The 10,925-nt window shown below is 39.9% G+C and carries 12 protein-coding genes; all 12 read right to left on the reverse strand.

Annotation, left to right across the window (positions count from 1 at the left end; all coding sequences use genetic code 11):
- Positions 1-28: 28 nt before the first annotated feature.
- Positions 29-202 carry a type II toxin-antitoxin system HicA family toxin gene (locus tag H6G97_RS52710; RefSeq protein WP_338421795.1) on the reverse strand — a complete coding sequence of 58 codons (174 nt, stop codon included), beginning with the start codon at positions 200-202 and terminating at the stop codon, positions 29-31.
- A 29-nt stretch (positions 203-231) separates the two neighbouring features.
- Positions 232-435, reverse strand: coding sequence for a type II toxin-antitoxin system HicB family antitoxin (locus H6G97_RS20695; protein WP_190942564.1), 204 nt, complete (start codon positions 433-435; stop codon positions 232-234).
- Positions 436-538: 103 nt separating this feature from the next.
- Complete coding sequence (locus tag H6G97_RS20700) at positions 539-1,912, reverse strand: apolipoprotein A1/A4/E family protein (RefSeq protein WP_190942565.1); 1,374 nt, start codon at positions 1,910-1,912, stop codon at positions 539-541.
- Positions 1,905-2,315: a hypothetical protein gene (locus H6G97_RS20705; RefSeq protein WP_199349506.1), complete on the reverse strand. Its 411-nt coding sequence runs from the start codon at positions 2,313-2,315 to the stop codon at positions 1,905-1,907. The genes H6G97_RS20700 and H6G97_RS20705 overlap by 8 nt, the downstream gene beginning before the upstream one ends.
- A 10-nt stretch (positions 2,316-2,325) precedes the next feature.
- Entirely contained in the window at positions 2,326-4,089 is a 1,764-nt protein-coding gene (locus H6G97_RS20710) for a type IV secretory system conjugative DNA transfer family protein (RefSeq protein ID WP_190942566.1), read from the reverse strand.
- Positions 4,086-5,414: a hypothetical protein gene (locus H6G97_RS20715; RefSeq protein WP_190942567.1), complete on the reverse strand. Its 1,329-nt coding sequence runs from the start codon at positions 5,412-5,414 to the stop codon at positions 4,086-4,088. Before H6G97_RS20715 ends, H6G97_RS20710 begins: the two co-directional genes overlap by 4 nt.
- Positions 5,411-6,247, reverse strand: coding sequence for a hypothetical protein (locus tag H6G97_RS20720; RefSeq protein ID WP_190942568.1), 837 nt, complete (start codon positions 6,245-6,247; stop codon positions 5,411-5,413). The genes H6G97_RS20715 and H6G97_RS20720 overlap by 4 nt, the downstream gene beginning before the upstream one ends.
- Positions 6,244-7,734: a TrbI/VirB10 family protein gene (locus H6G97_RS20725; protein WP_190942569.1), complete on the reverse strand. Its 1,491-nt coding sequence runs from the start codon at positions 7,732-7,734 to the stop codon at positions 6,244-6,246. Before H6G97_RS20725 ends, H6G97_RS20720 begins: the two co-directional genes overlap by 4 nt.
- A gap of 209 nt (positions 7,735-7,943) precedes the next feature.
- Positions 7,944-8,660, reverse strand: coding sequence for a hypothetical protein (locus H6G97_RS20730; protein ID WP_190942570.1), 717 nt, complete (start codon positions 8,658-8,660; stop codon positions 7,944-7,946).
- A 78-nt stretch (positions 8,661-8,738) separates the two neighbouring features.
- A complete protein-coding gene (locus tag H6G97_RS20735) occupies positions 8,739-9,203 on the reverse strand; it encodes a four helix bundle protein (protein ID WP_338421796.1) in 465 nt (154 codons plus the stop codon).
- Positions 9,142-10,206, reverse strand: a complete 1,065-nt coding sequence (locus H6G97_RS20740) for a type IV secretion system protein (protein ID WP_242055029.1) — start codon at positions 10,204-10,206, stop codon at positions 9,142-9,144. Before H6G97_RS20740 ends, H6G97_RS20735 begins: the two co-directional genes overlap by 62 nt.
- A gap of 16 nt (positions 10,207-10,222) precedes the next feature.
- Entirely contained in the window at positions 10,223-10,909 is a 687-nt protein-coding gene (locus tag H6G97_RS52715) for a hypothetical protein (protein ID WP_242055031.1), read from the reverse strand.
- Positions 10,910-10,925 lie beyond the last annotated feature (16 nt).

Below are 10,925 nucleotides of genomic sequence, written 5' to 3' on the forward strand. Positions count from 1 at the left end.
ATTACATTTAGCGTTCATCCATGCTACTTTATAAATCTGATTCTGTTAACTCAGCAATTTTCATCAAGGCTTTTAAAGTTCCGATTTTTAAATCTTGATTCCGATGAACTGGAATGGATAAGATTTTGCTGATTTCAGAATTTTCATAAATATGATGACTACCTGTAATTTTCTTTAAAATCCAACCTTTTTTCTCGACAATTTTACAGAGTTATTTACCAGAAATCGACTTCATACAGCAATTTCCACAATCTGAGCCGTATTTTCAAAGGATTGGCTGTTATTAGCCACTTCTAGCCATCCTTCAATTGCGTCTTTAAGGTTGCTGATGACTTCTTCCATTGTGTCACCTTCAGTAATACACCCAGGTAAAGCGGGGACTTCTGCCCAGTAACCTCCTTCTTCAGCCAAATGAATTATGGCTTTTATCTTCATGGCAATCTATATGTCAATGTCATCCTAATATGATTATAATCGTTAGCACAAAAAACAAGAGCCGACCCTAATACTTGTCGGGTATTGGAGCCTACCTACTTACTTATTGTCTTAATTTCGATGATTGAGTTTGAGATTCAGAATGCTCCAAATATTCCTCAACCATCGGACGAACTTTTTCGAGCGCTTCTACATCTTGCTCAAGAGCAAGAGATGTTAATGCCCCATCTTTCATCACATCTCGCCCATCTTTAGACTGAATTGAAATAGCATTACCCTGCTGGTGGAAATGAAAGTTTTGGCTTTCAAAGCTAATCGAACCATCTGCTTGCCTGTCTCCAAAAAGTTGCAGCATCGCTCCTACACTAGCTTCTATAGCTTTACCTTTGGTTTCCCTAATACTGGTATTGACAGCTTGAATACCTTCCTTAACAGTATTAACAGCTAAAGACTGTGTATCCTGAGCCATCTTGGTAACTTCCTTATGGATACTTTGAACCTGTCCCACCACTTTATTCTGAAATTCTTGGGCAGCAGTGTGAGTAGTTTCTTTGATACTATTTACATTATTAATCGCATTCTGGAAATCTGTTTTTACTTGGTTTTTGAGGTCATTGATTTGTGATTGCACCTCAGCTTTCAAACTAGTAATTTGTTGACTTACCTGGGTCTTAAGCTCCTCAATCTGGTTTTCAATTTGAGATTTTAATTTGTCAACCTTGGGAGTCAGAGCAGTTTTCGCTTGGTCAACTAAATTTTTGGCTGTTTGTTTTACCTTACTTTCAACTGAACCTACCCAGTTTTGCAAAGCTGAGTTTTTGATTGTGGGAGTACTGCGATTCAGGATACTTTCCAATCCCTTCTGAAGCTGCTCAATCGTCTTCTGTTGCCGCTCAACTGCTTTCTTAAAACTTTCAATTTCAGTAGATAACTTTTGAGTAATTTCACTCGATTGCTTCTGAACTTTTAAGCTATCGATTAGTATCTGTTGTTCTTGAACTTGTTTTTGTAGACTATCAATTTGCTTTTGTAGAGACTCTATGGTGATAGACTGAAGTGGAGATTGCTGAGGAACTTCAGCTTTATTGGTCTGAGCTTGAGTCTGAATTAGTTTATTATTCTGAGTCTGAGATTGAGTAATTGATAGTCCTAGCTTATCTGTAATTACCTTACCGTCCTTGGCATGAAAAACTTTTTCATTGCCAATTGTGATTCTGACAGAACCTTTTAACTTTTCCGGGTCAGAGATAGCTTTGTTTAAAGTATCCACTAACTCTGGAGTCATTGAATTGGTAAATGGCTTTTGTCCAATAGTGCCTTTATACTTAGCTTCTCTTCCTACAAAAATCGTTACATCCTTGCTTTGCCCTAATCCCTGAAACTGCCCTTTTTCTTGAATTTTCTTGAGAATCGCATCTAAAATATCGAGATAATCTTGTTGAACTTGTTTACCTTCGCTTCTGGACTCTTCAAGCATGATTCTGCCCTTTGAAAACTGAGTTTAATAATAAAGAGGGTTTGACAATTACATCAGGTAAAACTACCCCACCTAATCTATTAAGGATTTCTCTGCCTTCAATCTGAATGTAAGCCCATTGATCGTCAATTTGAACTGCTACTGATGGAGTATTATCGTCTAAATTACGTACTCTATAATCTTCTAAAACTCCATTCCTTATGAATACATCAGGACTATCAGTATATCCATAATAAATTTCGACTAATTCAGGTATGTAATTATCTGGGAAAGGTGGTTGATCCCAAAATTCACCAGCATTAACAATATCAACTCGATATTTGTTGGCTAGTGCTGCTATTTCTGAGGGCAGTTTTGCAAGCTGTTCTAGTTCATAAGCTGAAAACTGGCTTATGTTCTCCATATTAAAGCTCCTAAACACCTTTTAATTTGTCACGAATTTCTGACTTTTTATCTACCAGAGGTAATAATTTCTCTGCTTCTAACATACGTCTCTCTAACTCTTCACCCGCTGGTTCCCTCAGAGTAGATTTTGATACAAACTGCTGCTGAATTTCATACCAGGTTTTAATACTTGTAATCTCAGAATCGATATCATTCTTGGGTATCCGAATTTGCTCAAGCAGAGGTAAACCAATATCCTTCCTAGACCGAAATCCGGGACTAACAATTACAGCCTTTCCCTCTGCCAGAGAATTGAATTGGTTCACCTCAAATAAATTACGGGTACTGTTTTGGTCTGATATGGAAGTACTTGCCCCGGACTTGCCTCCAGAACTACGGGAACGCTCTTTATGTAGAATTTGTTCATCTCCCAGGAATTTGCTGAATCTCTCAGCCGCGACATCATCTTGGGGATTAAAGAAAGCTTTTGTTGCACACCCACCAAAAATTGCATTAGTTGTCTCCTTTCCATAAGCTTGTTCAAGTAGTGATAAGTTCTGTAATCCCAGAATTGAAACCAAACCATCCTCACGGTTTTGATTAAGCCAGTCCACCAGGGCTGGCAGATATAAAGTAGGGAGTTCATCAAGGGCTAACACCAGAGGCTCAGAACGTTTTTTTGCAACATTCCGACTAACCAGTAGATGCAAGATGGAAACCAGTAGAGGGGCGATAACATCTCGCTTCTCTTTATCTATGCCAAACACCACCATCTGCCGTCCCTTCAAATCCAAAGGGATATTCGTTTGACCACAGAAAGCAGCAAGAGCAGAAGGCACCATGAACCGTGTAAACAATCCGCTGGCATTACCGACGATACTAGCGGCGGTTTCTGGACTGCCGGCGACTGAGAGGAACTGGGCAAAGCTGGCTTTCACCCAAGGGTTACATTTCGCTTGCTGCAAACGTTCAATCAAGTTGGGTAAGCTGAGAATGGCTTGACACATCATCACGTCGGGGAAGCAAGTTCCTCGTACCAGCATGAAAATAGCTTGAGCCAGCTGATCCCCGGCATTGGAGAAGAAACCTTTGTCTGATTCGCCACTGGTCAGCTTAAAATTGCGATTTAACGTGACAGCCAACTGTCGCGCCATCTCAGCATCAGTTTCACTGCTTAAAAAGTCAATAGGATTTGCGATCGCTGACTCTCTAAATCCGGGGGCCAGTACAGTGACCTTGTAGCCTCGCTCAACTGCATAACCTGCCAGCTTGGGAGTTTGTCCCTTAGCTCCCTCTGTAGCTGATTCCTGGTGCGCGTATTTGAAATCGTATAAAATCACTGGCAAACCCTGGTCGATGGCAGAGCGTACCAAAGGGTTAATCATCGAAAACGTTTTCCCAGACCCAGCCCCACCACAAACCAAAATGCCACGCTGGGCATCTGGCAGGTATAACGAAGAGGAATCCTCTGGCAGATAAGTAATTTTTTTACTGTTGAGAATTTCGACCTTAGCATTTTTGGGAGTCCCTATGAACAGGGCGACTCGGTTATGCTTGCGTTCCTCAATTTGCTTGCAGGCGAGTTTACGAGCTGCTGTTTTCTCTCTACTTCCTGCCCATCGCGCTCGTGCCAGTTTAGCTCCTCCACCTCTACCCTCTAAAAACTTAGCTAATGCTAGGGCGCTTACAGATACTAGCAGCGCTAGCCCCATAGGGGAAAAGAGGGCAGTTTCCAGTCCGGGCGGAATGATTTGATTTCCAATGTCTTGTTGAGAGGGTGTTTGCGCTGTCATTGCCCAGTGCCCACGATTACTAAGTTATTTTCTCTAACAGGTATCCACGGCACTGGCCCGATAAAGTAGGGGGTACAAGTTTTACCAACGAAAGGAATATTCGCACAAATCCTCAAAAACAAGCCAAAGTCTGCTGTGCCAGTTGATTCATTCACCCCTGTCAGCACCACCTTAAAACCAGAACCATAAACAAGTCTCCCTGTAGGTTCCTGACCACCGTTGACACTGCCCAAGATGCCGAAGCCCCCTTTCACCTGTTGGGATGAACCGGATGCCCAACGCTTACCGTAGAGAGAGCCACTCTGCCCTGCTAAATCGCCTAATTCCATGTAGGCACATTCTTTGCTAGCTTCACAGGCTACAGGAACAGTTTGGCTGCTACGGTCAACGGTTCCAGTTAGGAAGTAGTTGGAATTCGCTCGGTTGTCTCCATGTTCTGCTTTACCCAGTACGAGCGATGCAACACCAACTACCCCAGTACCAGCATTAATCGGTTGTGGCATCTGATCGAAAGGAACTTGGTTTAAACCTGGAACCTGATTAATGAAACTTTGTTGCCAGCTCTGAAATTTACTAATCTCAGTACGGGTAAGCCCAGGTATCGAATCAAGGGAATACTGACCCAGATTTAGACGGCTCAGTGGCAGTTTTCCAGCTTGTGGATTGTATTCTAAAATCTGAGAAATAGTACCGCCATAGACAATAGACATCTTGCAAAAGTTACTTTTGCAAGATGTCGGGGAAAGATCAAAGGTTAAAGGGTAAGGGGAAATTCCATTCCTTTCCCCTTTACCCCTTCCCCTTTCCCCCACTTCTGCAAGAAGTCTAATACCTTCTTTAGCAAACAAGTCTCTGATAGGTTTGACTTGGCTGACATTGAGATTACCTAATCCAGGAATGGCCTTGACTAATGAACTAGGGGTTTGCCATTGCATCAGCCCCAAGTCTTTCAATGTCAAATTTGAGTCAAGTGGTACTATTGCAGATATGGTTTTGAGGCTGAGGGAAGAAGTTTGAAAAGCATCTTCTACATCTCCCAGCATGACGATAGAATCTACTTTTTGTCCCGCTGACCATGAGCGTCCAGGGTCGTAGCCAAACTTGGGGACTAGACTTTTTGGAATACTGAGATATCCTGGCTGTTGAACTGGTGGCAGATTAGACCAAGTAATCCGTGACCAATCGGGAGCTTGTACCTGATATTTACCAGATGAATAAGTTATTGTTGGCGTTTGAGAATCTGCGATCGCTCTTGGCGACACCAGCAAAGGAAGGGAAATTATAGTTGTAGAGGTTGTCAATAATATATTTTTGAAGTTAATCATCTATTTTGTCCCCAATCGAGCAATTGATTAAAAACTGATAGAGTCACCCCTGATAAAGAAGCTGCTTCTTCTCGACTTTTGCCCCGTCGTAGTAAGCGAATAGCATCTTGAGCTTTCTTCCAAGTAGGTGAATTTAGCTTGATTGTCCCGTTCCGATTAGCAATTGTTAATCCGTAAGCGATAGCATTAGCATCACTTCTTTGAGTAGAATTATTTAAAGGTAGGGTACTGATAGAAGATACAACGCTAGCAGCAGTAACATTTTGATGATTAGTAGGAGTTACTGTTTGTTGAGGAGGGGATGGTTTTTTTATTGGTGTTACTGGCAGTCGCTCCCTGGCTAATAATACAGGGTTTGGTCTTGATGAATCAGGTTTAATAACAAGGCTGGTATAAGTTGGCTTACCTGTAGAAGGAATTAATTTAAATTGGTATTGCTTTTGTCCATTAGTACCACTAGTTAGGATGGTAATCTGTGTACTCCCGTCACCACTAGAGGTTATATTAGGAAAATCAATAGGCTTAATGTGGCGGAGAAATAAAACTGTTGCTCCGGCATTTGTGCAATCTTGATTAGAAGTATTCTTTTGGCATAAATCACCATTAGAAGTGAAAGAGATACGAGAAGGATCTCCTATCCAAACTTGCTTAATAATCTCACCAGTGGGAATAAAGTTTATAGTTAATCCGTATCCACTCCAAACTTTTAAGTCAATTCCAGATGAGTTAATGCCTTGAGCATCCTGTGAATACACCACTCTAGCTGGAATAGCTAGCGCCTGAGTCGGGCTAAAAATTAGTAAACTAATCAATAGAAGAGTAAATCTTTTCATAACGAAACCGTTTGATTTACGAATATCTGAACAGAAGTTCCAGACTCAACAACAAAGGCTTTTGGCTCAGATTGTATTTGCTGTATGCGTTGTTGATTTGATGCTTGCATCCTCCGCACCATCTCATTTAAGCTACCCTCTGCAAAACCTGCTACTAAATCTTTATCATCATTGCTAGTAGTAACAGTTGATACTCCTATTGAGTTAATAGTAGATTGGCTAGTAGGACGATTTTGAATCTCAGCCGCTTTAGCTACACCAGATAGTACCGATGCCATAAAAGACCCGGAGATATCGCTACCTCTAGTAGATTTAGCTTTCAGCATTTTGCCATTTTCACCTAATATTAAAATGGAATTTTCTGGGATATTTTTTTCTTCCGTACTACCATTGACATTAATTAAGGCAGATACAGCTTGCATTTGAATCAATCCCGAATCATTTAGATTATTAGGTCTAGCCACAATATAGGAACCTGTGGGCAATACTTCAGTTCCATCAAAGGCTTTTAATGGTTTAGATAACTGAATTAAGTAATTTTGATTTACTTGACTTTCGCTACGACTACCCCATGCAATTGGGGTTTCTAATTTTCCCTCTGCACGGCTGCCTATCAAAACACGTTTGGTATTGTAATTAATATTTTGATTTGGAACTATATCTGAATCAGAGACAGGTTTATTTGATTTTTGAACTTTAACTACGCCTAAACCACCTTGTATCCCTTCTGAGTCCGGTAATTCTTCAGCTATAGAATCTGTTGTACCTGAACTGCCATAATTACCAACATTCGCAACCGCAATCCATTGCTGCATAGGGTCTAAAGATTGCTTTGGTGACGGTGTGACAGGTGTGACAGGTGTTATTACCTTGCGAGGTGCAGGTTGGCTTTGAGGCAATACCACTTTTGTAGCTTTACTAACTGGTATTGAAGGCTGGCTTCTATAAATTATTGTTGGTTGAGATTGTGGTATTGTCCGAGGTTGCGGTAGCGGTTGAGGTGGCAATCTACGCTCTTGTGTAACAACTGTTGTAGTTACTGGAGAGGGTGTTACTTTCTGCGGTTGTTCAGATTTTGGTTGAGACTGATTAAATTCGTTTAATTCCCCTTTTTGGGTGGTCAGAGCCATAGCTGTTTTAATATTGCCAGTTTCTTGCTCTGTATGACTTACATCTACTTTTTTAGCAGATTTAGACGTTTTTGAATCGGTTTGAACTTGATTTTCAACAGGGGAATTAATTGCATTTATACCAGAATTTATCATTCCAGCAAAGAACATAACACCTAGAAGAATACTGCTACCAATAACAATAAACTTCAATGAAGGATGCTGCCATGTTTGACGAGTAGTTATTATTTGTTCGGGTTCAGCAGCTTCTTGTTGTGCTTCTTTTTCTTGCTGGGTTTTCGAGGCATCATCATCAAGTATCACCCCATTCATTTCAGCAAATTTGTTAGGTTCAATATCTTTTGTTGGATTTAACATAAAATTGTACTAAATTTGGGTAAAGGTTAACGGGGAAAGGGTAAAAGTTTGATTAGTTTGATAATTATTTATGGCTTCAAGAAAGATGAAATAGCATCAAAATCAATTCCGTTTATTGGCTATAAATTTCTATCTAAATTTATTATTTTTGTTTCGAGTCTTTTATTTTCCATTCATTTATCCCTTCCCTTTGCCCTTTTCCCCAATAATTATTTACCAAGGTCTAAATCTTGAATTTTATAAATCTCCATTCCCGCTTGACGAGCGCGATATGTGGCTACCTGTAAATCAGAGGCGTTAGGTGGCAGGGGTGGTGTATCAATAGCTCTAACAAAGATGGATTTATTAAAAGAGATTGCTTTACCAACCTGATCCCCATTTTGAAAAATGACCAAATTAGCAACCATATCTATCTGCCATTTCCCCTCATTCAACTTTTCTGGCTCTCTGAGATAGCGCACAATCAAAGCTGATTGAGTAGTCCCATTAAAAATATCGTTCGGGGTGAGATTACCTAATTCTTTCAGGAATGGCGCTCTAAAGTCTTCTGATAATGCAAAGCCAGTAGCCCAGGCTTTGGTAGTAATTTTTTTATCTCCCACCTGCACACCAGAATCTAGCTGTGGTTTTTTCAATGGATCTAGTTCATCAGATTTTGGTAGAGCATTCCAACTCATTAAATTCACCATTGCTCTACCCACAAAATCAGATATCGTCTGTAAGCTACGTTCATTATGACCAGCCGGAGCTACCCTTGCTGAAGTCCCATCATTTAATTCAACTAAGGTCGGAGTTTTAGAATTAGCCAGCTTACCCAGTTGTCCTGTATTTATCATTGCCATGAGCAACAAAAGGGCTAACAAAACTGTGTTACTAATTATTAAAATGGGAGTGAAATTTAATTCTTTTTTATCAAGTAGCTGCATAATAACTTGTCGTCTATTTAATTAGTGTGATGGCAGCAAGTTTGGGAAAAGGTTAAAGGGAAAAGGGGAAAAGTTTGATTATTTTGGTGATTGATTTATAGCTTGAATTTGATTAGACAGCATACGACTCAACTCCATTGCTTGACTAGAAAGTTGAACATAGGTTTGTTGTTCTAGGTAGCTTACTTCTAATGCAACTCTTAAAAGGCTGCGAACTTCTCCAGCAGAACCTTTAGCAATATTCAAAAAATTCAAATATTCTTTACGAGAATATCTTTCAAATCCTTCTGCAATATTCGTAGGAATTGATACTGATGCACGCCTTAATTGGTCTCGCAAACCAAAATCTCTACTAAATTCTCCTTCTTTAGTTATTAAGTATATTACTTTAACCAAGTCAATACATTTTTGCCATACTTTTAAATCCTCAAAAGTTTCAATTCTTTTCTTTTCCATACCTTTAACCCTTTCCCCTTTATCTTTACCTTCTGAACATAAGTTTTGCTGAACTACTAAAGCTGGAGAATAGAGCCATCCCTCCACCTGTTCCAATTGCAACAGCTAGCAAGGGTGAAAGTATTGCCTGTACTAATTGCAGGAATAGAGGATTAGTTGAAGGGGCGTTCACAATTGAACTAGCAGCTATGCCCACAATAATTGAATAAGATATCAACACTAATGTTAAAGCTAGCCAACCGGATAACCAAGCATAAATTGGTTTGGCACCGACAGGAAGTAATGACAATACTAAAAATATGGGGGCAATGTAGGCATTCAGTAGGAATGATATTTGAACTACATATTGAAATGCTGCTTGTAATCCACTAAAAATTATATATGAAAGACCCTGTACAACTGAATTGATTGTCTCTCCTGCTATATCTAAAGGATTCCAGCTATTTTGGGAAGTAGGTAAGCCATTGTCTCTCCTGTATTTGTCGGCAGCTTGTTTGGCTTCTTGGGTCTTTTTATCAATACATTCCTTACGAGGTTGAGTTTCATTTCCCTGATCATCAACACCCTTAACAGGCTTTTTTTGACATTCTGCTATTTGTGCTTTTGCGGCTAGAATGAAAGCCTGATCCATATTAGTATTCCGAATAGCCTCTCGGAAAGTTATACCGTTTCTCGTAATATCTAATACTCGGTCATTCAAAGAGATGGATATACTTCTAAACAATAAAGAAGTATCTGCAAGTAAAGCACCATTATTCATCCCTAACATCAAAGCGACAATCAAGGGATAAATAATTTCATTAATCATATCAGTGGAAAAACCATTATTAGCTATTTCTGAATACCAACCCACTGACCAAAAGCTAATTAAAATCACAGCTACTAGTAGAGATACTGCGACAACAGCTTTATAGATTTCACTGTTTCCATTAACTAAATCTTGCCAGTCTTGGTTAAATGTAGAAACAACCATTCTAGAACCGTTTAGCGCACCTTCAACAATTTGGCTAGCATCACTAGTTCCGACATCCTGTCCTGGCTGCTGTCCACTCGCCTGAGCAAGAACAAAAAATCCCCAATTAAAAAGCATATAACCCCTCAAATTGTTATTTTTTCTTCTCCCAGAAGCCATCATTAAAAGCAGCAGCTTCTATTATTTGTTTTGCAGCGCCTCTATTTTCAGCTTCTTCTTTACGTGCTTGCTCTGTCATTCGCCCAGACATATCGGCTAGGTTAATATTTGCAGCTGCTAAAGCACGAGTTTGCTTTTGGGCTTCTCCCTGAATTGACTTAGTAATGACTACTCCTTGTAAGTTTTGAATAGCCATCTTTTTTAAAATGTCTTGGGTAACAATGTCAGATTGGGCAGTATTGGCATAGTCAGAAGATGTAGCTAGAGCATTATTCGTCATCTCTGCCTCTTGTGCCTGCACTTTCTGCCCTTCTACTCCTAAAGTTGATTGAGATTGACCCAACGTATATTGTTGATGCCATTCATGTTGAGCATCTTGCCCTTGAATTTCTGGGTCTGTAGTAACTAAATCTGATTCCTGCTTGCCAATAACTTCCCTGATTTTATCTCCTGCTTTTAATGGGTCTGGGATACCTAAATCACCTATTGAGGATTCAATAGCTTTCTTCAAGTCACCGTTGAGTTCACCCCATCGATGACTAAATTCATTGCTGTACTGATTAATGTAAGTCTTCAGGCTATTGAATACTTGTTCAAACTGTTGGAGGAATGATTGTTCATGTCTGTCTTGTGTATCTGCTTTAACTGGTGATGATGACATGATTAGTAGAAGCAGA

Origin of the sequence: Nostoc flagelliforme FACHB-838, assembly GCF_014698065.1 — a bacterium.
GTDB classification, from domain to species: domain Bacteria; phylum Cyanobacteriota; class Cyanobacteriia; order Cyanobacteriales; family Nostocaceae; genus Nostoc; species Nostoc flagelliforme_B.

Excerpts from the sequence above, each read along its gene's own strand:
- H6G97_RS20695 (WP_190942564.1), bottom strand. The coding sequence starts at position 435 with ATGAAGATAAAAGCCATAATTCATTTGGCTGAAGAAGGAGGTTACTGG.
- H6G97_RS20700 (WP_190942565.1), bottom strand. The coding sequence starts at position 1,912 with ATGCTTGAAGAGTCCAGAAGCGAAGGTAAACAAGTTCAACAAGATTAT.
- H6G97_RS20705 (WP_199349506.1), bottom strand. The coding sequence starts at position 2,315 with ATGGAGAACATAAGCCAGTTTTCAGCTTATGAACTAGAACAGCTTGCA.
- H6G97_RS20710 (WP_190942566.1), bottom strand. The coding sequence starts at position 4,089 with ATGACAGCGCAAACACCCTCTCAACAAGACATTGGAAATCAAATCATT.
- H6G97_RS20715 (WP_190942567.1), bottom strand. The coding sequence starts at position 5,414 with ATGATTAACTTCAAAAATATATTATTGACAACCTCTACAACTATAATT.
- H6G97_RS20720 (WP_190942568.1), bottom strand. The coding sequence starts at position 6,247 with ATGAAAAGATTTACTCTTCTATTGATTAGTTTACTAATTTTTAGCCCG.
- H6G97_RS20725 (WP_190942569.1), bottom strand. The coding sequence starts at position 7,734 with ATGTTAAATCCAACAAAAGATATTGAACCTAACAAATTTGCTGAAATG.
- H6G97_RS20730 (WP_190942570.1), bottom strand. The coding sequence starts at position 8,660 with ATGCAGCTACTTGATAAAAAAGAATTAAATTTCACTCCCATTTTAATA.
- H6G97_RS20740 (WP_242055029.1), bottom strand. The coding sequence starts at position 10,206 with ATGCTTTTTAATTGGGGATTTTTTGTTCTTGCTCAGGCGAGTGGACAG.
- H6G97_RS52715 (WP_242055031.1), bottom strand. The coding sequence starts at position 10,909 with ATGTCATCATCACCAGTTAAAGCAGATACACAAGACAGACATGAACAA.